The 22,493-nt window shown below is 51.0% G+C and carries 22 protein-coding genes; 9 read left to right on the top strand and 13 right to left on the bottom strand.

Features of this window, described 5'->3' with window-relative positions; genetic code table 11:
- Nucleotides 1-67: 67 nt before the first annotated feature.
- Nucleotides 68-877: a 23S rRNA (guanine(745)-N(1))-methyltransferase gene (gene rlmA, locus ACJHYD_RS04355; RefSeq protein WP_000010109.1), complete on the top strand. Its 810-nt coding sequence runs from the start codon at nucleotides 68-70 to the stop codon at nucleotides 875-877.
- Here the strand turns inward: rlmA and mntP are convergent.
- The 5 genes from mntP to manX form a co-directional block, all read right to left on the bottom strand.
- Nucleotides 874-1,440, bottom strand: a complete 567-nt coding sequence (gene mntP, locus ACJHYD_RS04360) for a manganese efflux pump MntP (RefSeq protein WP_001296134.1) — start codon at nucleotides 1,438-1,440, stop codon at nucleotides 874-876. The two genes, rlmA and mntP, sit on opposite strands and share 4 nt — an antisense overlap.
- A gap of 428 nt (nucleotides 1,441-1,868) precedes the next feature.
- Entirely contained in the window at nucleotides 1,869-2,327 is a 459-nt protein-coding gene (locus ACJHYD_RS04365; protein ID WP_000156255.1) for a DUF986 family protein, read from the bottom strand.
- 54 nt (nucleotides 2,328-2,381) lie between these two features.
- On the bottom strand, nucleotides 2,382-3,233 hold the full coding sequence (manZ, locus tag ACJHYD_RS04370; protein ID WP_000228655.1) for a PTS mannose transporter subunit IID: 852 nt from the start codon (nucleotides 3,231-3,233) through the stop codon (nucleotides 2,382-2,384).
- Between the two features lie 12 nt (nucleotides 3,234-3,245).
- A complete protein-coding gene (gene manY, locus ACJHYD_RS04375) occupies nucleotides 3,246-4,046 on the bottom strand; it encodes a PTS mannose transporter subunit IIC (protein WP_000406928.1) in 801 nt (266 codons plus the stop codon).
- A gap of 62 nt (nucleotides 4,047-4,108) precedes the next feature.
- A complete protein-coding gene (manX, locus tag ACJHYD_RS04380) occupies nucleotides 4,109-5,080 on the bottom strand; it encodes a PTS mannose transporter subunit IIAB (protein ID WP_000150543.1) in 972 nt (323 codons plus the stop codon).
- Between the two features lie 316 nt (nucleotides 5,081-5,396).
- Between manX and ACJHYD_RS04385 the strand changes: the two genes are divergently transcribed.
- Nucleotides 5,397-5,555, top strand: coding sequence for a protein YoaL (locus ACJHYD_RS04385; RefSeq protein ID WP_269447291.1), 159 nt, complete (start codon nucleotides 5,397-5,399; stop codon nucleotides 5,553-5,555).
- Nucleotides 5,543-7,099: a CNNM family cation transport protein YoaE gene (gene yoaE, locus ACJHYD_RS04390; RefSeq protein WP_000394985.1), complete on the top strand. Its 1,557-nt coding sequence runs from the start codon at nucleotides 5,543-5,545 to the stop codon at nucleotides 7,097-7,099. The genes ACJHYD_RS04385 and yoaE overlap by 13 nt, the downstream gene beginning before the upstream one ends.
- Nucleotides 7,100-7,102: 3 nt before the next feature.
- Here yoaE and ACJHYD_RS04395 read toward each other — a convergent pair whose 3' ends face one another.
- From ACJHYD_RS04395 to pabB, 4 genes are all read right to left on the bottom strand, one after another.
- A complete protein-coding gene (locus ACJHYD_RS04395) occupies nucleotides 7,103-8,701 on the bottom strand; it encodes an EAL domain-containing protein (RefSeq protein WP_001306764.1) in 1,599 nt (532 codons plus the stop codon).
- Between the two features lie 130 nt (nucleotides 8,702-8,831).
- A complete protein-coding gene (gene sdaA, locus ACJHYD_RS04400) occupies nucleotides 8,832-10,196 on the bottom strand; it encodes an L-serine ammonia-lyase (RefSeq protein ID WP_000624298.1) in 1,365 nt (454 codons plus the stop codon).
- Nucleotides 10,197-10,379: 183 nt separating this feature from the next.
- Nucleotides 10,380-10,958 (bottom strand): CoA pyrophosphatase, encoded by a 579-nt coding sequence (locus ACJHYD_RS04405; protein ID WP_000456725.1) that lies wholly within the window; start codon nucleotides 10,956-10,958, stop codon nucleotides 10,380-10,382.
- Between the two features lie 3 nt (nucleotides 10,959-10,961).
- The gene (gene pabB, locus ACJHYD_RS04410) at nucleotides 10,962-12,323 is read right to left on the bottom strand and encodes an aminodeoxychorismate synthase component 1 (protein ID WP_001551226.1); all 1,362 of its coding nucleotides are present in this window, start codon (nucleotides 12,321-12,323) and stop codon (nucleotides 10,962-10,964) included.
- Nucleotides 12,324-12,396: 73 nt separating this feature from the next.
- Between pabB and ACJHYD_RS04415 the strand changes: the two genes are divergently transcribed.
- Nucleotides 12,397-12,576, top strand: a complete 180-nt coding sequence (locus tag ACJHYD_RS04415; protein ID WP_000457334.1) for a YoaH family protein — start codon at nucleotides 12,397-12,399, stop codon at nucleotides 12,574-12,576.
- Between the two features lie 119 nt (nucleotides 12,577-12,695).
- Here the strand turns inward: ACJHYD_RS04415 and ACJHYD_RS04420 are convergent, their stop codons facing one another.
- Nucleotides 12,696-12,995 (bottom strand): DUF1889 family protein, encoded by a 300-nt coding sequence (locus ACJHYD_RS04420; protein WP_001111989.1) that lies wholly within the window; start codon nucleotides 12,993-12,995, stop codon nucleotides 12,696-12,698.
- A gap of 421 nt (nucleotides 12,996-13,416) precedes the next feature.
- On the bottom strand, nucleotides 13,417-13,761 hold the full coding sequence (locus ACJHYD_RS04425) for a RidA family protein (RefSeq protein WP_001295493.1): 345 nt from the start codon (nucleotides 13,759-13,761) through the stop codon (nucleotides 13,417-13,419).
- Nucleotides 13,762-13,892: 131 nt separating this feature from the next.
- On the opposite strand from ACJHYD_RS04425, the gene ACJHYD_RS04430 reads away from it, so the two are divergent.
- From ACJHYD_RS04430 to rnd, 5 genes are all read left to right on the top strand, one after another.
- On the top strand, nucleotides 13,893-15,803 hold the full coding sequence (locus ACJHYD_RS04430) for an ATP-dependent DNA helicase (RefSeq protein WP_000128845.1): 1,911 nt from the start codon (nucleotides 13,893-13,895) through the stop codon (nucleotides 15,801-15,803).
- A 57-nt stretch (nucleotides 15,804-15,860) separates the two neighbouring features.
- A complete protein-coding gene (gene tsaB, locus ACJHYD_RS04435; protein WP_001220981.1) occupies nucleotides 15,861-16,556 on the top strand; it encodes a tRNA (adenosine(37)-N6)-threonylcarbamoyltransferase complex dimerization subunit type 1 TsaB in 696 nt (231 codons plus the stop codon).
- 38 nt (nucleotides 16,557-16,594) lie between these two features.
- Nucleotides 16,595-17,176: a Slp family lipoprotein YeaY gene (yeaY, locus tag ACJHYD_RS04440; protein WP_000290576.1), complete on the top strand. Its 582-nt coding sequence runs from the start codon at nucleotides 16,595-16,597 to the stop codon at nucleotides 17,174-17,176.
- A 204-nt stretch (nucleotides 17,177-17,380) separates the two neighbouring features.
- The gene (fadD, locus tag ACJHYD_RS04445) at nucleotides 17,381-19,066 is read left to right on the top strand and encodes a long-chain-fatty-acid--CoA ligase FadD (protein WP_000758422.1); all 1,686 of its coding nucleotides are present in this window, start codon (nucleotides 17,381-17,383) and stop codon (nucleotides 19,064-19,066) included.
- An 81-nt stretch (nucleotides 19,067-19,147) separates the two neighbouring features.
- The gene (gene rnd, locus ACJHYD_RS04450) at nucleotides 19,148-20,263 is read left to right on the top strand and encodes a ribonuclease D (protein ID WP_001328839.1); all 1,116 of its coding nucleotides are present in this window, start codon (nucleotides 19,148-19,150) and stop codon (nucleotides 20,261-20,263) included.
- A gap of 53 nt (nucleotides 20,264-20,316) precedes the next feature.
- On the opposite strand, the gene yeaX is transcribed toward rnd, so the two are convergent.
- Together yeaX and yeaW are read right to left on the bottom strand one after the other, a co-directional pair.
- Nucleotides 20,317-21,282 (bottom strand): carnitine monooxygenase reductase subunit YeaX, encoded by a 966-nt coding sequence (gene yeaX / locus ACJHYD_RS04455; protein ID WP_001286993.1) that lies wholly within the window; start codon nucleotides 21,280-21,282, stop codon nucleotides 20,317-20,319.
- A 55-nt stretch (nucleotides 21,283-21,337) separates the two neighbouring features.
- Nucleotides 21,338-22,462: a carnitine monooxygenase, oxygenase subunit YeaW gene (gene yeaW, locus ACJHYD_RS04460; protein ID WP_000067822.1), complete on the bottom strand. Its 1,125-nt coding sequence runs from the start codon at nucleotides 22,460-22,462 to the stop codon at nucleotides 21,338-21,340.
- Nucleotides 22,463-22,493: the final 31 nt, after the last annotated feature.

Here is a 22,493-nt window from a genome sequence, read left to right on the forward strand (position 1 = left end):
TTCGGATATTTGCCCGCCGCGTGATTCGCGTTACACTTGCGGCCTTTAGTATCCTGCCGGAGTTGTCATGTCGTTTTCCTGTCCACTTTGCCATCAGCCTCTTTCGCGTGAAAAAAACAGCTATATATGTCCCCAGCGACATCAGTTTGATATGGCGAAAGAAGGGTATGTCAATCTGCTGCCCGTTCAGCATAAACGGTCTCGTGATCCGGGCGACAGCGCGGAAATGATGCAAGCACGCCGCGCATTCTTAGATGCCGGACATTATCAGCCACTGCGTGATGCAATTGTCGCCCAACTGCAGGAACGGCTTGATGAAAAGGCCACGGCGGTGCTGGATATTGGCTGTGGTGAAGGGTATTACACACACGCATTTGCCGATGCGTTGCCCGAAATCACCACGTTTGGCCTGGATGTCTCGAAGGTAGCGATAAAAGCGGCGGCGAAACGCTATCCGCAGGTCACTTTTTGTGTTGCTTCCAGCCACCGTTTGCCGTTTTCCGATACCAGTATGGACGCCATAATACGTATTTACGCGCCGTGTAAAGCAGAAGAATTAGCGCGAGTAGTGAAGCCTGGCGGTTGGGTCATTACTGCCACGCCGGGACCGCGACATTTGATGGAGCTGAAGGGGCTGATTTACAATGAAGTACATCTTCATGCACCTCATGCAGAACAACTGGAAGGTTTTACATTACAGCAGAGTGCTGAGTTGTGTTATCCGATGCGTCTTCGCGGTGATGAAGCCGTCGCATTATTGCAGATGACGCCGTTTGCCTGGCGTGCGAAGCCAGAAGTCTGGCAAACACTGGCAGCAAAAGAAGTGTTCGACTGCCAGACGGACTTTAATATTCACCTCTGGCAGCGTTCTTATTAACCGTGGAAGTGCGTCCAGAGGATCTGGACGCCGATGCCGATCAGCACCAGCCCGCCGAGAATTTCCGCTTTTTTCCCAATAATTGAGCCGATAAAGCGACCAACCATCATCCCTAATGTCGACATAATCAAGGTTGCACAACCAATGGCCAATGCGGTCGCGATAATGTTGACCTGAAGGAAAGCAAGACCAACACCCACAGCCATGGCATCCAGGCTGGTGGCAATCGCGGTGGTTACCAGTAGCCAGAAACCGTGCCGACGGCGCGGCTCTTCATCTTCATCATCTGCGCCACGAAAACCCTCAATAATCATTCGCCCGCCGAGGAATATCAGCAGCACAAACGCAATCCAGTGATTCCATTCAAGGACAAACCGGCTGGCTAACATGCCCATTCCCCAGCCGATCAGCGGCGTCAGGGTTTCGACGGCACCAAAAATAAGGCCGGTTCGCAACGCTTCAGAAAATTTCGGTTTATGGAGGGTGGCACCTTTACCGATTGATGCAGCAAATGCATCCATCGACATACCAAACGCAAGAAGAACAGTAGCAGTGATATTCATGACAACGTCCTGACCGGGGTATCCATAAAACACATCATCGCCCCCAGCAAACATGCATACATGAACGACAAACCGCGATGGTTTTCGCGTTCATGCAGGCATAGCGATTGATGTGCATATGGTCTCGCCTGACTGAAAGTGTTCAGTCCGTACGTGCCACGTTTTGCAACGAGTATGTTGACACGTACATTTCCGGAATCTGGAAATCGGCTACTCCCCAAATGAGGGCGCAACCTTAACATATTTTGAGAATATAAAACAACTGTTGGAATATATTATTTCATTGCTTTATTGATAACGATTTTCATTTAGATTTATATATCAATGAAACGTTAAAATAAATAACAAATAAGGGAAGGGGTAATATAGCCTAAGCTATGTCTGATTATTAAAAATACACTAAACATAGCTTTGGCTAAATTGATAACTTATTGAGTTGAAACGAGAAGCTTATAAATTTTTTCCAGATCGTCGATATTTCGAACGCGGATTAACAGCCGACGCTGTTCTAATTGCATCACCAACACGCCATCTTCCGACAAGTTCATCGCTTTGATTCGGCTATATTCAATCCAGACATTGGCGAAGAAAAAACCTTTTTGTTTAAAAATGATCTTCGGAACGCGGATCCAGAATATATAAAAACCCATCAGAGCCAGTGCACTTAATAACCATGTTGTTATTAGCGCGCCATGATTCGTGACGTTGTTATAGATAAGAATGACAATCAATCCGACGAAGATAACGCTATCGATGCGACCACGCCGGAGCAAAGGAATTGCCAGCAGGGTGGGGCCGTTACGGCGGGGCATGATGAACTGATCGTAGATCGCGAAGGCCAGGAGTGCGGCGATGAAAAGAATCAGTACCAGGTCCGTGATTGTCATTAATCCTCCAGATAAAAAAACGGGGCCAAAAGGCCCCGGTAGTGTACAACAGTCTTACAGTCCCAGCAGGCCGCAAGCGTAACCAGCGATACCGATGACGAAGAAGCCAACGATGATCCACAGCGGGTTAACTTTTTTGCGCAGTAGCCACATACAAGCAAAGGTCAGCAGCAGTGGTACCAGGCCTGGCATTAACTGGTCCAGAATAGTCTGGACAGTGGTAACGTGTTCTTTGCCCGTCTGGTCAGTAATGCGAGAGACAACCAGCGGGATGTTGACATGCGTCCACTTGTTAACTAATGCCCCCATGACAAACAGGCCGAGGATAGACGCCCCTTCCGTCAGTTTTTGCAGGAAGCCACCACCCATATCTTTAACGATATCGATACCTTTGGAGTAACCATACGCTACGCCGTAGTAACGGGTTGCCAGACGCACCAGGTTAAACAAGATGAAGAACAGCAGCGGACCTAACAGGCTGCCGCTCATTGCGATACCGGCACCCAGCGCTGCAAATACCGGACGTACGGTTCCCCAGAAGATCGGGTCGCCTACACCAGCCAGCGGCCCCATCAAACCGACTTTGATACCGTTGATAGCACCGTCATCGATCTCTGCGCCATTAGCACGCTGTTCTTCCAGCGCCAGGGTTACGCCGAGAATCGGCGCAGCCACGAACGGCTGGGTGTTAAAGAACTCCAGGTGACGGCGAATAGCTTGTTTACGAGCTTCGTTGTTCTCAGGGTAGAGGCGACGAATTGCCGGTACCATAGAGAAGCAGAAACCCAGTGCCTGCATACGTTCGAAGTTCCATGAACCCTGGAAGAGGTTAGAACGCAGGAAGACGCCACGAATATCACTTTGAGTGAGTTTTTTCTCGGTGGTAGTTTGAGTTGTATCAACCATTTCGCTCACCTGTTAGTCCAGTTCGTTATCGAGATCGTTGTTACCAGGTGCCTGAGCAGGCGCACCGGCTACGCGGTTGTATTTCGGGCTAAGTTGGATGTAGAGCACTGCCATAACAGTACCAATCACACCCAGAGCAACCAGGTTAAAGTTGGTGAATGCTGCGGTTACGAAGCCGAGGTAGAAGAACGGCATCAGGTAGCCAGCACGCATCATGTTGATAACCATCGCATAACCAACCACCACGATCATGCCACCGGCGATATTCAGACCATTGGTCACCACTTCCGGAATCGCGTTCAGCATGTTCTGTACTTCGCTGGTACCAACAGACAGCGCAACGATGACGGCCGGAATAGCCACACGCATTGCTTGCAGGAACAGAGAAGAAACGTGGATCCAGGAAATCGCTGTCAGGTTGCCGTTATCAGCAGCCTTATCCGCAGCGTGCTGGAAAGCAACGGTAATAGTACGAACGATGATGGTCAGTACCTGGCCCGCAGCGGCCAGAGGGATTGCCAGTGCGATACCTGCACCAATGCTCTGATGACCTGCGATAACCAGAATAGTAGAAATGATGGAAGCCAGAGCGGCGTCAGGCGCAACTGCAGCACCGATGTTCATCCAGCCCAGCGCGATCATTTCCAGCGTACCACCGATAATAATACCGGTTTTCATATCGCCAAGAACGATACCCACCAGGGTACACGCGATTAGCGGACGGTGAAACTGAAATTCATCGAGGATTGATCCCATACCTGCGATACAGGCTACGATAAATACCAGCACAATTTGAAGAGTGGTAATCTCCATTGTACTTCTCCTGTTTACGTAAGACTTAAGTGTGAAAACTGAGTGATAATCAACACAATACGTTACTTATCGATTTTGCTGATCAGATCCATCATTTTCAGTTTCGGATCGGTGGAAACCTTACGGACTTCCAGCTCAATACCGCGCGCATTCAGTTTCTTGAACGCCTCGATATCTTTTTCATCAACCGAAACCGCGTTATTCACCTGGGTTTTACCCTGACGGAATGCCATACCACCGACGTTAACAGAGGTGATTTTCACGCCGCCTTCAACGAGACGCTCAACATCTGTTGGGTTGGTAAATAACAGCATTACGCGTTCGCCAGCATATTTCGGGTTGTTGTAGACGCGAATCATTTTGGCAACATCAACTACGTGTGCTGTTACGCCCGGAGGTGCAACCTGGGTGAGCAGTGTCTTACGAACGGTATCCGCAGCCACTTCATCACTAACAACAATAATACGGGAGACATTGGTTTCTTTGGTCCAGCGGGTGGCGACCTGACCGTGAATCAGACGGTCGTCGATACGCGCAAGGCCAATAACCATGTAGTCGTTTGGTCCCATTGGTTTTGCCGGAGTTGGAGCTGCTTTTGGTGCTGCGGCAGCGGGTGCTGGCGCGGCTTTTTCAACCGGTTTGGCTTTCAGTGCTTTCACGCCTTCACGGCCTGTTTCTACTGCCAGCGCCACCAGTTCATCAAAGCTTGGGTCATCATCACGGGCCATTAACGTTTCCACGAGCATTGGAATGTTAACGCCTGCAATGACTTCATAATGCTCTTTGTCGACGACAATGCGGCTGGCAGCATTGAACGGGCTGCCTCCCCATGTATCAACGAGAAACAGCACGCCTTTAGTGGTGTCGAGTTTTGCCAACTGAGCGTTGTACTTTTCAATCAGCGTTTCGGCATTTTCACCTGGAACGAAATCGATCCAGCCGACGTTTTCCTGCTCGCCTAACAGCATTTCTGCCGTTTTAAGCAACTGCTCTGCAGCCCAACCATGTGTGCCTATAACAATAGCAATGGTCACTTGCTACCTCCTTTATTATCGTTAACACCTCAACGTGCCAGATGTATTTTTGAATCGTCGTCCACAATCGAATCGATTCAGATAAGGGCTACAACCAAAAACCCCTGCGTTTCGCGATTTATTTTAGATATCGAAAAAATTATTTTATGTGATGAAGATCCGTAATTTAACTTTCGATTAGCAGAAATTTCGAAAGGTAAAATATCCTTGTCACATTCGTTTGCAAAGGAAGGTAAATCTTTGCCAAATCAGAGGCGTCTCTGATATGTTTAACTCCCGTTTAACAACCATGGAGTATAGGGCAGTAGCCCGCAGTATGGATCGTCACCGACGTCATTTCAGCATCAGGCCTTTTAACGCCTGCCTTTCTGGCACTCTATGCCGCACCTTTCGTTTGCATTTTGTCGTTACGCCTGCATTATTTCTGGCGTCGAATAGCTATTCCTTAAGCAGGAGCTTGTTATGGAATTCTTAATGGACCCCTCAATTTGGGCGGGGCTACTCACGCTTGTTGTTCTCGAAATTGTGCTGGGTATCGATAACCTGGTCTTCATCGCCATTCTTGCTGACAAACTGCCGCCAAAACAACGCGATAAAGCGCGTTTGCTGGGATTATCACTGGCGCTGATTATGCGTCTGGGGCTGCTGTCGCTGATTTCATGGATGGTCACGCTGACCAAACCGCTATTTACCGTTATGGATTTTTCCTTCTCCGGACGCGACCTGATTATGTTGTTCGGGGGGATATTCTTGCTGTTTAAAGCAACAACCGAACTGCATGAACGGCTGGAAAACCGCGATCATGATTCCGGCCACGGTAAAGGCTACGCCAGTTTCTGGGTGGTCGTCACACAGATCGTCATCCTTGACGCCGTCTTCTCGTTGGATGCGGTAATTACGGCAGTAGGGATGGTTAACCATCTGCCGGTGATGATGGCGGCGGTAGTGATTGCGATGGCGGTTATGTTGCTGGCATCGAAACCGCTGACGCGATTCGTTAACCAGCACCCCACGGTGGTGGTGCTCTGTCTGAGCTTCCTGTTAATGATTGGTCTGAGTCTGGTGGCAGAAGGTTTCGGTTTCCACATTCCGAAAGGTTACCTGTATGCCGCGATTGGCTTCTCGATCATCATCGAAGTGTTTAACCAAATTGCGCGTCGCAACTTTATTCGTCACCAGTCGACTTTGCCGCTGCGAGCGCGTACTGCCGATGCCATCCTGCGTTTGATGGGCGGGAAACGTCAGGCCAATGTTCAGCACGATGCCGATAACCCGATGCCGATGCCGATCCCGGAAGGTGCATTTGCCGAAGAAGAACGTTACATGATTAACGGCGTACTGACGCTGGCGTCGCGTTCTCTGCGCGGGATCATGACGCCGCGCGGTGAAATTAGCTGGGTTGACGCTAATCTCGGGGTCGATGAAATCCGCGAGCAGCTGCTCTCCTCACCGCACAGCCTGTTCCCGGTATGTCGCGGTGAGCTGGATGAAATCATCGGAATCGTACGTGCTAAAGAACTGCTGGTGGCGCTGGAAGAGGGCGTTGATGTGGCGGCGATTGCTTCGGCGTCTCCGGCGATTATCGTCCCTGAAACCCTCGATCCGATCAACCTGCTGGGCGTGCTGCGTCGTGCTCGCGGGAGCTTTGTTATCGTGACCAACGAGTTTGGTGTGGTACAAGGTCTGGTCACGCCGCTGGATGTGCTGGAAGCCATTGCGGGTGAATTCCCGGACGCAGACGAAACGCCGGAAATCATTACCGATGGTGACGGCTGGCTGGTAAAAGGCGGTACAGATTTGCATGCCTTGCAGCAGGCGCTTGATGTTGAGCACCTTGCCGATGACGATGATATCGCGACGGTCGCGGGCCTCGTGATCTCGGCAAATGGTCACATTCCCCGTGTGGGCGATGTGATTGATGTAGGGCCACTGCATATCACCATCATTGAAGCCAATGATTATCGTGTTGATCTGGTTCGCATTGTTAAAGAGCAACCGGTGCACGATGAAGATGAGTAAGCGTTAACGTAACGGCATAATGGGTGTGATATGTCCATTATGCCGGGCGGGCGGCGGTTGGCTGCCCGCCAGCCATTTGGGAAAATCACGTAGCGGCATTGGCTGTGCGTACAAATACCCTTGCAAAATATGCACGCCATGACGGCGCAAATATTTCGCCTGTTCTTGCGTTTCCACACCCTCCGCCACCAGTTCAATATTCAGTCTTTGCCCCAGTGCGATGATGATATCGGTCACCGTCGAGTTAACCGCGTCAGAACCTATAGCTGCGGTAAATGACTTATCAATTTTCAGCACGTCAGGACGTAATGTTTCAAGCCAGGAAAATGAACTGTTGCCGGTGCCGAAGTCATCAATCGCCAGTTTGACGTTTTTACGATGTAGCTCGCGGGCAATCCGATAATCAACATCCAGTAAGGCATCGCGTTCGGTGATTTCGAGGATCAGTTGCTGAATCGGGTGAGCGCTAAACCAGTACTGATTGAGATCTTTTATCAGCACACCACGGCGAAAATGGCTGGGTGCGACGTTAATGCCAACATGAAACTGACTACTCATCGGGAAAACATGGCGCTGACGAATGGTTTCTGCCATCACATAGCGGGTCAGTGGCACAATTAAATGATGTTCTTCCGCGATAGGAATAAACACATCCGGTGAAATCCAGCCCTGACGTGGATTGTTCCAGCGCAGCAAAATCTCTACGCCAATACATTGCTGGCTGCGCGCATTAAGCAAAGGCTGGCAGAACAATTCGAACTCATGTTGCGCCAGGCCCAGATTGATTTCACGGGAAAAACTCATCCGGTAAGCGGTCGCCAGCCAGGCGATATAGCCCACAAGTAAACTTAGCAGCACCGCCAGCGGTAATTGTGTTGGAAGATAGTGCCATGCCAGCGCCGTAGCCCCCGGACCATTAACGTTAATGGTAAAAGGAAAGCGTTGCGAAGAAACCTGATAGTTTTCATTGTTTTCAGGTTGCGGAAGGGAATCTACCAGCCCATTACCATAGAGCAAATGCCGATCGTCCACCGTCAGGCTGGCGCTACTGATTTGCGGCAGTTGTGGCTCAAGCAGCATTGCCGCCAGTAAGTCGATGTTAATCATCTCCATGACCCCAGCTTTGCTACTGCCCGCTGCTGGCGTCCATTGAATCAAAACCGGACTGCCTTTAATCAGGACACGGTCGGTCGTCAGGCGTAAAAGTGGTTGCGGTGCAGGAAGTTCAGCCAGAATGTCCACGACGGGCACATTGCGATAACCAAAAATGCTGGAGCAATAAAGTGTGCCGTCTTGCACCAGGCCAATGGATCGCACAGTTTGGAGTTTTGCCGCCTGTTTACGTAATGGCAAATGGGCGACAGAGCAGGGCAGACCAATCAGCGGAAGCAAGACTTCGCTACCTGCCTGTAGGGGAAGCAGTACTTTATCTAATTCCTCTACAGCGTGATTGGCGAATTGTACTACCCGTTGTTGATTTAAGTTACGCTGTGAAATAAATCGCACGCTCAGGGTCGAAGCGAGCGTAACGAGTGCGCAAATCGTACAAACAATCATTCGATTACGGCGATAGGTTTTAATGATCCGTTGTGCTTTTTGCATGCGGGCCACCCTGTAAGCGTATGGCGACAAACGCCTGACGCAACAGTGGAAGTGTAGTGGGGAAAATTACAGCAGACGAGAAAGCGGGGATAAATTCGCCCATCCGTTGCAGATGGGCGAGTAAGAAGTATTAGTCACACTGGACTTTGATTGCCAGACCACCGCGTGAGGTTTCGCGGTATTTAGCGTTCATGTCCTTACCGGTTTCGTACATCGTTTCGATGACCTTATCCAGCGAGACGCGCGGTGCACTGGTGCGGCGTAAGGCCATGCGTGCGGCGTTGATCGCTTTCACAGAGGCAATGGCATTACGCTCAATGCACGGCACCTGAACCTGCCCTGCAACCGGGTCGCAGGTTAAACCAAGGTTGTGTTCCATGCCAATTTCCGCCGCCACGCAAACCTGTTCCGGGCTACCGCCCAGCAGTTCTGCAAGACCCGCAGCAGCCATTGAACAGGCAACACCCACTTCGCCCTGGCAACCGACTTCCGCACCGGAAATAGAGGCGTTCATTTTATACAGTGCACCAATCGCACCCGCTGCCATAAAGTAGCGGGTATAGATGTCCGGGCTGACGGACTCAATAAAGTGGTCATAGTAAGCCAGCACTGCCGGAACAATGCCACAAGCACCGTTGGTTGGCGCAGTTACCACGCGACCACCGGCGGCGTTCTCTTCGTTAACTGCCAGCGCAAACATGTTTACCCAGTCAATGACATTCATCGGATCGTTAGACAGTTTATCGCTGGAAACCAGCATCCGGCGCAGGGCAGACGCACGACGCGGCACGCGCAGCGGGCCTGGCAGTACGCCTTCGGTGTTCATCCCGCGATCGATACATGCCTGCATGGTTTGCCAGACATGCGCGAAATACTCGTCGATCTCTTTCTTGCTGTGCAGCGCCAGTTCATTCTGCATAGCGAGACCAGACAGCGAATAGCCGGTTTCATTGCAGTACGCGAGCAGTTCGGTGGCAGATTTGAACGGATACGGCACGCTCACTTCGTTGGCGGCATCCTGACCAAAGTGTTCTTCATCGACGATAAAACCGCCGCCGATGGAATAATAAGTTTTGCTGTAGACGACTTCATCGCCGTTATAGGCGTGGATTTGCATACCGTTTTCATGCAGCGGCAGGTTGCCGTTATGAAAACGCATCCCGTTGTCGCGCGGGAAATCCACTTCATGCCGTCCCTGTGCCAGCAGCAGACGTTCGCGCTCTTCTACGTCGCGAATAAAACCGGGAATACTGTCGATATCCACGGTGGCAGGTTCGTTACCTGCAAGACCCATAATAATGGCGATATCGGTGTGGTGGCCTTTACCCGTCAGCGACAGTGAACCATAAACGTCCACGGCAACGCGAGTAACGCTATCCAGTAAGCCTTTTTCGACCAGATCATCGACGAACTGTTTACCCGCCTTCATAGGCCCTACGGTATGGGAAGATGAGGGACCAATCCCCACCTTAAACATGTCGAATAGACTAATCACGATAATACTCCTGACAAGGTGACTGGACTTCCAGTAACGAACTAATAACAGCGCATAGTGTAAGAGGGAACGCGGCGACTGGCTTAACTATTCACATGAATTAAACTAATCAAAAACCGCGATTTAACTAATATTGCGATGATTGTCTCAAGTAGTGTTTTGTAGATGTAAAGATAAGTATAGTCAGGGTTTCACACCAATTTGCAGCGCCAGCTCACGAATTATGCCTGCGGTCATTCCCCATACAAAATACTGTTCATACCAGGACAGCCATACCCGATGTGAATCGCCACGGCGGTAGATATCTAAAGGGTGATAACGACCCAGATGTAATGCCTGGGCGAGCGGCATTTCAAACACCGCCGAGACTTCATCTTCACTGGCGCGATACGGCAGATCGGGCGGGATAATGCCGACCACCGGGGTTACCTGGTAGCCAGTTACGCTATCGACGGGCGGCAGCACGCCAATAACTTCAACGGCAGAAGGCGGTATAGCGACCTCTTCTTCAGCTTCGCGCAGCGCGGCGGCGATAACTGATGCGTCCGTGTCATCGACTGCGCCTCCAGGGAATGCCACTTGTCCAGCGTGTTTACGCAGATGAATCGAACGCTGAGTCAGCAACAACCCCGGTTGCGGTCGACGGACGATGGGGATTAACACGGCAGCCTGACGATGATTTAGGGTTTCCCGGTTAATTTGCGGGCGCAAAAGTTGAAAGCGCGATAAAAAATCATCAAGCGTCAGGCTACGGTATTCCACGTCTTACTTCTCCAGTTGGCGTAATATCTTATTAACTTTATCAAAAGTTTCCTGATATTCCGCTTCTTCCTGGCTATCGGCGACAATTCCACCGCCCGCAGAGCAGTATATTTGCCCGTTAATGGCAGTCAGCGTGCGGATAGTAATGCTGGTATCCATGTTGCCGCAAAAGCTCAAATAGCCAATGCTGCCGCACCAGGCATTGCGTCGCTGCGGTTCCAGTTCGTCGATAATTTCCATAGCCCGTACTTTCGGAGCCCCGGTTATTGAGCCACCAGGAAAAGCTGCGCGCAGCAGATCGCTGGCGTGTAACTGTTCTGGTAGCCGCGCCGTTATGGTGCTGACCAGATGATGCACGGCAGGGAAGGGTTCGACCACGAACAGCTCTGGTACTTTTACCGAACCTGCTACGGCAACACGACCGATATCATTACGCATTAAATCGACAATCATCAGATTTTCGGCACGATCTTTCACTGAGTTCGCCAGTTTCTCTGCTTGTTTGCTATCTTCCTGAGGATCGGGCAGGCGTGGTAGCGTGCCTTTAATCGGGCGGGTCTGGATTTCACTATTATCACAAAGGATAAACCGCTCTGGTGAAAGGCTTAAAATCGCGCCCTGTTCAAGGCGTAAAAAAGCGCTAAACGGCGCGCGGTTGGCCTGATTAAGCTGAAGGAATGCCTGCCATTCATCGCCAGAATAGGTCGCATGAAAACGCTGGGCGAGATTCACCTGATAGCAATCACCGCTGTGCAGATATTCCTGTACCTGGCGAAATTTTTCGCCGTACTGCTCGCGGGTCATATTGGATTGCCAGTCGGAAGTGAGCGTGAAATCTTCCTGCGGCGAGAATTGCTGGCTTTCCAGCCAGGCCCGACGAGCATTGACATCATTATGACTCAGCAAAGAAACTGTTTGATGCTGGTGGTCAACAACCAGCGCCCAGTCGTAGATACCCACAGCCATATCCGGCAGAACGATATCTTGCTGCGCAATTTCTGGCAGTGACTCAAAACGGCGGCCCAGATCGTAGCCAAACAACCCCAGCGCGCCGCCCTGAAATGGCAAATCTTCGTTATGCGCTGGGCGAATGTCTGCGCGATCCAGCACCTGCTGGAGCACCTGTAGCGGGTCATCAGTGGTCGTTGTGCGTTTTTCGCTTTCACTAACAACGGTTTCTTTACCGAAAGTGGTTAAAGTGCAAATCGGCTCGGCGACCACAATATCAAAGCGGCTATACGGATGATCGGCATAGCCGGAGTGTAAAAGCATCGCCCACGGCAGGTGGCTTAAGCGTGAGAAATAAAATTCAGCGGCGTCCTGACGCCAGGGTAAAGTAATCACAGCGGGAGATAACGTCTTCATCAGTCCTGACTCTACTGGCTATGTGCCGGGTAGCATGAAATAATTAGCGCCAACAATTTAGCAGGAGTTAACAATGTTTGCAGGTTTACCTTCACTCACCCATGAACAGCAGCAAAAAGCCGTCGAGCGGATCCAGGAACTGATGGCACAAGGGATGAGCAGCGGCCAGGCAATCGCGTTGGTGGCAGAAGAGCTGCGTGCCAACCATTCCGGCGAGCGAATCGTGGCGCGTTTTGAGGATGAAGACGAGTAACACACTTATCCGTATCGCTTTCGTTATAGAAGTCAATGGTTATTTGGTTGTGAGAAAAAGGACGCTTTTCATATGTGATTAAAAGCGTCCTGATCCATTTATGCTGATGTAGATTTAACTTAGACCAGTGCTTTTAGTTCTTCCTGCATATATGTTGAAAAGTATTCAGGATTTTTAATCACAATGCGTTCACCAGACTCCATTTTTTTTGCCCATCCAACCATTTTTTCCGTGAACCCCGGGTTCCAGCCTTCCTGGTCAGCTCGCGCCGTAATATCGGCTGCGCTCGCGGGTACTCCCAGTTCTTTTAAATATTTAAAGATTCCCTTCGCCGTGCTTTCATTCATCGAACTTGGTGTTGGTGCTGATACATCCATGGCACCAATGAAATCCAGGGCTTTATCTATTACAGCAGGCATATTCTTATCCTTAAAATTAACCATGTTATCGATAAGGCTATATATGACCTTAATTTGCATCTAATATCAAAGGGATTATAACGATATGGCACGAGTTAACCTGTTGACATTCAGGTGTTTTAAAGGTAGCAGCTCATGGTGTGTTATCCAGTAAGAGGGAGAAAATTAACGGTCAGTCCGCACGCTATAACCAGATTGTTCAGCTAAGAAAGAAAACCAGAGTTGCTAATCAAAGGGCGAACACAACGGCATGGTTATGTTTATTTATATAGTTAGTTTTATAGATAAAATTGAAATTATAAAAATAAATAATGAATTAGCAGAAGCATCAACAGTAATATCTTATTCTCTGGTCGATTTATGTAAAACCGACCAGTATTATCGATAAATTATCGTCTGACTTATTTTGCTTCGATAAAGCTTACACCGCAGCCACAATCTTAATTTCAACTTTATACTTCGGGTTCATCAAACCCGCTTGTACCGTGCAGCGCACCGGCGCATGACCCGCGACAACCCAGGCATCCCACGCTTTATTCATCGCCGCGAAGTCGTTTTTATCGGCCAGGAAAATGGTGGCATCCAGAATGCTCGATTTATTGCTGCCCTGTTTTTCCAGCACGGCGTCAATCTGCGCCAGCGTGTTGGCGGTTTGCTCAAAGGCATCGGCGTCGAGGTTTTCCGGTACACCAGTGTAGTAGAGCGTGTTGTTGTGGATTACTACATCAGACCAGCGGGCTTCAGCATCGATACGAACGATAGTCATCATTTTGTCCTCATTATCCTTCCATTTTCGTGCTGCAAAGACTGCCACAATGTGAGGTCGCCGTCACCACTTCAACTGGCGAAAGCGCCCTCATCCTGACATAATCCCTGTTCAAATCAACAGGGGGTAGTGTGACGGACGATTTTGCACCAGACGGTCAGCTGGCGAAAGCGATACCAGGCTTTAAGCCGCGAGAACCACAGCGACAGATGGCGGTAGCCGTCACCCAGGCGATAGAAAAAGGCCAGCCGCTGGTGGTGGAAGCAGGAACCGGTACGGGCAAAACCTACGCTTACCTGGCTCCTGCGCTGCGGGCGAAAAAGAAAGTCATTATCTCGACCGGCTCAAAAGCGTTGCAGGATCAGCTCTACAGCCGCGATTTGCCAACAGTCTCAAAGGCGTTGAAATATACGGGCAACGTGGCGTTGCTGAAAGGGCGCTCAAACTACCTCTGCCTCGAACGTCTCGAACAGCAGGCGCTGGCGGGGGGCGATCTGCCGGTACAAATCTTAAGCGATGTGATCCTGCTGCGCTCCTGGTCTAATCAAACAGTCGATGGTGATATCAGCACCTGCGTCAGCGTGGCGGAAGATTCACAGGCGTGGCCGCTGGTCACCAGCACCAACGATAACTGCCTTGGCAGCGACTGCCCGATGTATAAAGATTGCTTTGTGGTCAAAGCACGCAAAAAAGCGATGGACGCCGATGTGGTGGTGGTAAACCATCATCTCTTTCTGGCGGATATGGTGGTGAAAGAGAGTGGATTTGGCGAACTGATCCCGGAAGCTGACGTCATGATCTTCGACGAGGCCCACCAACTGCCCGACATTGCCAGCCAGTATTTTGGTCAGTCACTCTCCAGTCGACAACTGCTCGACCTGGCAAAAGACATCACCATCGCCTATCGCACCGAATTAAAAGATACTCAGCAGTTACAAAAGTGCGCCGACCGCCTTGCCCAGAGCGCGCAGGATTTTCGTCTGCAACTCGGTGAGCCTGGTTATCGCGGTAACCTGCGTGAGCTGTTAGCTAATCCGCAAATTCAGCGGGCATTTTTACTGCTCGATGACACCCTGGAACTTTGTTATGACGTGGCGAAACTTTCGCTGGGGCGTTCCGCCTTGCTGGATGCGGCATTTGAACGCGCCACGTTATATCGCACGCGACTCAAACGGCTAAAAGAGATTAATCAGCCGGGTTACAGCTACTGGTACGAATGTACCTCGCGCCATTTCACTCTCGCGCTGACGCCGCTTAGCGTGGCGGATAAATTCAAAGAGTTAATGGCACAAAAGCCCGGTAGCTGGATCTTTACCTCAGCAACGCTGTCGGTGAACGACGATCTGCATCATTTCACCTCGCGGCTTGGCATTGAACAGGCAGAGTCGTTGCTGTTACCCAGCCCGTTTGATTACAGCCGCCAGGCGTTACTCTGTGTGCCGCGCAACCTGCCGCAAACCAATCAACCGGGTTGTGCACGGCAACTGGCGGCAATGCTGCGACCGATCATCGAGGCTAACAACGGTCGTTGTTTTATGCTTTGTACCTCGCACGCCATGATGCGCGATCTGGCCGAGCAGTTCCGCGCTACCATGACGCTTCCCGTTTTGTTGCAGGGGGAAACCAGCAAAGGGCAACTGTTGCAGCAATTTGTCAGCGCCGGTAACGCGCTTCTTGTGGCAACCAGCAGCTTCTGGGAAGGGGTGGATGTGCGTGGCGATACATTGTCATTGGTGATTATCGACAAGTTGCCGTTTACCTCGCCGGATGATCCACTGTTAAAAGCGCGCATGGAAGATTGCCGTTTGCGTGGTGGTGACCCGTTCGATGAAGTACAGCTGCCGGATGCGGTCATTACTCTCAAGCAGGGAGTAGGGCGATTGATTCGCGACGCCGACGATCGAGGAGTTTTGGTGATTTGCGATAATCGGCTGGTGATGCGCCCTTACGGCGCGACGTTTCTCGCCAGTCTGCCGCCAGCGCCGCGCACCCGTGACATTGCCCGTGCGGTTCGTTTCCTTGCGATACCATCCTCCAGGTAATTTGTGATGGAGTATGGTATGATGCGCGCCTTTTTATTGATCTAAGCACGAAGACCCATGCGAATTCTGGCTATCGATACCGCGACAGAGGCCTGCTCTGTCGCCCTGTGGAACGACGGTACTGTCAACGCTCATTTTGAGCTTTGCCCTCGTGAACATACTCAACGAATTTTACCGATGGTGCAGGATATCCTGACCACCAGCGGAACTTCCTTGACTGACATAAATGCTCTGGCATACGGGCGCGGCCCCGGTAGCTTTACCGGCGTGCGCATTGGTATTGGCATTGCGCAAGGGCTGGCACTTGGCGCGGAATTACCGATGATTGGCGTCTCCACGCTAATGACAATGGCGCAAGGGGCGTGGCGCAAAAACGGCGCAACCCGCGTGCTGGCTGCTATTGATGCGCGGATGGGCGAAGTTTACTGGGCCGAATATCAGCGTGATGAAAACGGTATCTGGCACGGTGAAGAAACCGAAGCCGTACTCAAACCCGAACTCGTTCATGAACGGATGCAACAGCTTTCCGGGGAATGGGTGACGGTAGGTACAGGCTGGCAAGCCTGGCCGGATCTCGGTAAAGAGAGCGGGCTGGTTTTGCGCGACGGAGAAGTTTTACTGCCAGCGGCGGAAGATATGCTTCCGATTGCGTGTCAGATGTTTGCCGAGGGTAAAACGGTGGCGGTGGAACATGCCGAACCGGTTTATTTACGTAACAACGTCGCATGGAAGAAACTTCCGGGCAAAGAATGAATCTTAAGAGTATGCCCTGAGAAAAAAGGAGTCGCATCATGGCGGTTCAAAAGAATGTTATCAAAGGCATACTGGCAGGTACGTTTGCGCTAATGCTGAGCGGTTGTGTTACTGTGCCGGACGCCATTAAAGGCAGCAGTCCCACGCCGCAACAAGATTTAGTTCGGGTGATGAGTGCGCCGCAGCTGTACGTTGGTCAGGAGGCTCGCTTTGGTGGCAAAGTGGTTGCGGTACAAAACCAGCAAGGGAAAACCCGCCTGGAAATTGCCACCGTACCACTGGACAGCGGAGCCAGACCGACGCTGGGAGAACCTTCACGCGGTCGCATTTATGCTGATGTGAACGGTTTTCTGGACCCGGTAGATTTCCGTGGACAACTGGTTACGGTAGTCGGGCCAATCACCGGTGCGGTTGACGGCAAAATCGGCAACACGCCCTATAAATTTATGGTGATGCAGGTAACGGGTTACAAACGTTGGCATTTAACCCAGCAGGTGATTATGCCGCCTCAGCCGATTGATCCATGGTTTTATGGCGGTCGTGGCTGGCCCTATGGCTACGGCGGATGGGGCTGGTATAATCCCGGCCCCGCGAGAGTACAAACAGTTGTAACTGAATAATTGCTTGTTTTTAAAGAAAAAGAAACAGCGGCTGGTCCGCTGTTTCTGCATTCTTACGGTAAAGATAAAAATAAATAGTGACGCGCTTCGCAACCTTTTCGTTGGGTAATTATCAAGCTGGTATGATGAGTTAATATTATGTTAACGGCATGTATATCATTTGGGGTTGCGATGACGACGAACACGCATTTTAGAGGTGAAGAATTGAAGAAGGTTTGGCTTAACCGTTATCCCGCGGACGTTCCGACGGAGATCAACCCTGACCGTTATCAATCTCTGGTAGATATGTTTGAGCAGTCGGTCGCGCGCTACGCCGATCAACCCGCGTTTGTGAATATGGGGGAGGTGATGACCTTCCGCAAACTGGAAGAACGCAGTCGCGCGTTTGCCGCTTATTTGCAACAAGGGTTGGGACTGAAGAAAGGCGATCGCGTTGCGTTGATGATGCCTAATTTATTGCAATATCCGGTGGCGCTGTTTGGCATTTTGCGTGCCGGGATGATCGTTGTAAACGTTAACCCGTTGTATACCCCGCGTGAGCTTGAGCATCAGCTTAACGATAGCGGCGCATCGGCGATTGTTATCGTGTCTAACTTTGCCCACACTCTGGAAAAAGTGGTTGATAAAACCGCCGTTCAGCACGTTATTTTGACCCGTATGGGCGATCAGCTATCTACGGCAAAAGGCACGGTAGTCAATTTCGTTGTTAAATACATCAAGCGTCTGGTGCCGAAATACCATCTGCCAGATGCCATTTCATTTCGTAGCGCCCTGCACAACGGCTACCGGATGCAGTACGTCAAACCCGAACTGGTGCCGGAAGATTTAGCTTTCCTGCAATACACCGGCGGTACCACTGGTGTGGCGAAAGGCGCGATGCTGACTCACCGCAATATGCTGGCGAACCTGGAACAGGTTAACGCGACCTATGGTCCGCTGTTGCATCCGGGCAAAGAGCTGGTGGTGACGGCGCTGCCGCTGTATCACATTTTTGCCCTGACCATTAACTGCCTGCTGTTTATCGAACTGGGTGGGCAGAACCTGCTTATCACTAATCCGCGCGATATTCCAGGGTTGGTAAAAGAGTTAGCGAAATATCCGTTTACCGCTATCACTGGCGTTAACACCTTGTTCAATGCGTTGCTGAACAATAAAGAGTTCCAGCAGCTGGATTTCTCCAGTCTGCATCTTTCCGCAGGCGGAGGGATGCCTGTTCAGCAAGTGGTGGCAGAACGTTGGGTGAAACTGACTGGACAGTATCTGCTGGAAGGTTATGGCCTGACCGAGTGTGCGCCGCTGGTCAGCGTTAACCCGTATGATATTGATTATCATAGTGGTAGCATCGGTTTGCCGGTACCGTCAACAGAAGCCAAACTGGTGGATGACGACGACAACGAAGTACCACCGGGTCAACCGGGTGAGCTTTGTGTCAAAGGACCGCAGGTGATGCTGGGTTACTGGCAGCGTCCGGATGCTACCGATGAGATCATCAAAAATGGCTGGTTACACACTGGCGACATCGCGGTGATGGATGAAGAAGGATTCCTGCGCATTGTCGATCGTAAAAAAGACATGATTCTGGTTTCCGGTTTTAACGTCTATCCCAACGAGATTGAAGATGTCGTCATGCAGCATCCTGGCGTACAGGAAGTCGCGGCTGTTGGCGTACCTTCCGGCTCCAGTGGTGAAGCGGTGAAAATCTTCGTAGTGAAAAAAGATCCATCGCTTACCGAAGAGTCACTGGTGACTTTTTGCCGCCGTCAGCTCACGGGCTACAAAGTACCGAAGTTGGTGGAGTTTCGTGATGAGTTACCGAAATCTAACGTCGGAAAAATTTTGCGACGAGAATTACGTGACGAAGCGCGCGGCAAAGTGGACAATAAAGCCTGAGCGTTAAGTCAGTCGTCAGACGCCGGTTAATCCGGCGTTTTTTTTGACGCCCACTAAAGAGAATACAATTTGAATTACCAAATGATTACCACGGACGATGCGCTGGCTTCTTTGTGTGAAGCCGTCCGTGCCTTTCCGGCGATAGCCCTGGATACTGAATTTGTTCGTACGCGCACCTATTACCCGCAACTGGGTCTAATTCAACTTTTCGATGGCGAGCATCTGGCGCTAATTGATCCTCTCGGGATCACCGACTGGTCACCGCTGAAAGCGATCCTGCGCGATCCGTCCATCACAAAATTTCTCCATGCAGGCAGTGAAGATCTGGAAGTGTTCCTCAATGTCTTTGGCGAATTACCACAACCCCTGATTGACACGCAAATCCTTGCTGCCTTCTGCGGACGCCCGATATCATGGGGTTTCGCTTCCATGGTGGAAGAGTATTCCGGCGTTACGCTGGACAAGAGTGAATCGCGCACCGACTGGCTGGCCAGACCGCTGACCGAACGTCAGTGTGAATACGCAGCGGCGGATGTCTGGTATCTGTTACCGATCACCGCAAAGCTTATGGTAGAAACGGAGGCCTCCGGCTGGCTACCTGCGGCGCTGGATGAATGCCGCCTGATGCAAATGCGTCGTCAGGAAGTCGTTGCACCGGAAGATGCCTGGCGTGATATCACCAATGCCTGGCAGTTACGCACACGCCAACTGGCCTGTCTGCAACTGTTAGCCGACTGGCGACTGCGCAAGGCGCGGGAGCGCGATCTGGCGGTGAACTTTGTCGTGCGCGAAGAGCATTTGTGGTCGGTAGCGCGTTATATGCCGGGAAGTTTAGGCGAACTGGACAGCCTGGGCTTATCCGGTAGCGAAATCCGCTTTCACGGTAAAACGCTGCTGGCGCTGGTGGAAAAAGCGCAGACATTGCCGGAAGAGGCCTTACCGCAGCCGATGCTTAACCTGATGGACATGCCGGGTTATCGTAAAGCGTTTAAAGCGATTAAGTCGCTGATTACTGACGTGAGCGAAACGCACAAGATCAGCGCCGAATTGCTGGCATCGCGTCGGCAAATCAACCAACTGCTGAACTGGCACTGGAAACTGAAACCGCAGAACAATTTGCCGGAGCTGATTTCCGGCTGGCGTGGTGAGCTGATGGCGGAAGCATTACACAATTTATTGCAGGAATATCCGCAGTAAAATCTTCCGAAGCCGGACTGGGCGCACTCAGCGCCACATCCGGCTTCGGCAAACTACAAATCCAACACCAGGCGTTTACCCTTCGCGCGCGAACAACAGATCAACATACTTTGCTGGCTGGCACGCTCTTCATCGCTAAAATACTGATCCCGATGGTCAGCTTCACCTTCCAGTATTGCCGTTTCGCAGGTTCCGCATACCCCTTCACGACATAAACATTCCACTTTCGCGGCTTTATTATTTTCAATAACCTGCAAAATAGTCATCTCTTCCGGCACCACAAACTCTTTACCGGAACGGGCAAGCACCAGGGTAAATGCATCGCCGGTTTTGTCTTCAATCGCAAATTGCTCAAAGTGCAGCGTATCGGCGGCGATGTCCAGATGCGCAGCTTCACTTCTTACAGCTTCAATTAGCGCCTCGGGGCCGCAGGTATAAACATGTGTGCCAGGTTCGATATCCGCCAATAATCGCGCTAATTCCAGTCGTGTTCCGGTTGATGAATGATGAAAATGAACTTTCTCAGCCTGCGGATGCTGGACTAGCTCATCACGAAATGCGCAACTTTCTGGATTTCGCGAGCAGTAATGTAACTGCCAGTCGACGTCGCTGTATTGCAACTCTGCCAGGTGTGACAGGAAAGGGGTGATACCAATACCGCCCGCGATAAACAGATGCTTTCTGGCCGAGGGAATTAGCGCAAACAGGTTATTAGGCGTTGAAATCGTTAACCGATCGCCCACTTTTACCTGCTGATGCAAAAAGCGGGAACCGCCGCGCGAGTTTTCCTCCAGTCGAACGGCAATCTGATAACAAGAGGTGTCATGCGGCGAACTCAGTAGTGAATACGCATTGCTGTACTCGTTATCACCATCGCTCATCTGCACAATGACGTGACTTCCTCCGGTAAACGCAGGTAATGGTTTGCCATCGGTTGCCACCAGCATGAAGCGTTTCACCTGTTCGGTAAGCGGTTCAACCTGGCTCACCTGTACTTCAAACATTTGATAGTCTGACATTGCTGTACTCCATCAAAAATCAGCCCAGCGGCGGAAAATACCGCCGCCGATGTCATTAGTCCTTAAACACCTGCGCCAGCAGATTATGGAAGTGGGCGATACCATGTTCGGAAATTCCGCTACCGCTACTGTCGGCCATGATGCGCCCCTGGCCACGATAGCCACGCGATTTCAGCCCTTTCTGTACGCTTTCAACCAGACGTAAATCTTCCGGACGGAACACATCGCGATACCACTCAATCAGCGATTTTTGCTCGTCGGTTAACTCTTCATTGGTGAAGTAAATATCGTAGTTTTGCAGGGTAGTTTCAGAATCCACCGGGAATTCATAAATGACCGTCATCATCCCTTTGATCGGGGTGACGTTCAGCATCGTGCACGGCCACAGCCAGAAACCGTGGAATGCCGCATCCGTGCCCTCTTCGAATTTGAAAGACTGTTCGGACGGTTTGGCGAAACCGTACTGCAGCGTCCAGTTACCGTGCATGGTGTGCCAGTAACGATCAACCTGTACGGAGTCGGAGAAACCTGGATGCGCCGGACCACAGTGATAGCACTCGAGATAGTTATCGACAATGTTCTTCCAGTTGGCAGGCGTGCGGGTGGTAAAGCGGGCCGCCAGTTTCAGATCGTGGACTTCCGGGCAGGCTTCCAGCACTTTCGCCCCCAGACCGGGTAACTGATCTTCTACGCTGGTGGCGTTGGGGTCCATGTTGATGAAGACGAATCCGGCATATTCTTCCAGACGCACCGGAACCAGTTGCGCTTTGTCGCTATCGAAATTGGCGACGTTTTCGCAGTTACGCGCATGGGCCAGATTACCATCGAGTTTGAATGCCCAGGCGTGATACGGGCAGGTAATCACATTTTTCGCTTTCCCTTCGCCGCTCAATAACTGATGACCACGGTGCGGGCAAACGTTATAGAACGCGCGCAAAACCTTATCACGACCACGTACCAGCACGATGCTTTCGCCAATGATCTCACGCGTCACATAATCATTGGCATTCGCCAGTTCGCTGCTGTGAGCGACGCAAATCCAGCTTTTGGCGAAGACGTTCTCTTTTTCGTGTTCAAAGGCGTTCTGATCGGTATAAAAACGGGCAGGAATGGTCCACGCCTCTTGCGGGTTAGCGCAAAAATTTTCGGGTAGTACAAAGTCAGGGCTCAGATTGCTCATAGGGTTACCTTTATCGTTAGGATGATGGCGC

The sequence above is a fragment of the Escherichia sp. WS1368 genome (assembly GCF_046487485.1).
Lineage (GTDB): Bacteria > Pseudomonadota > Gammaproteobacteria > Enterobacterales > Enterobacteriaceae > Escherichia > Escherichia coli.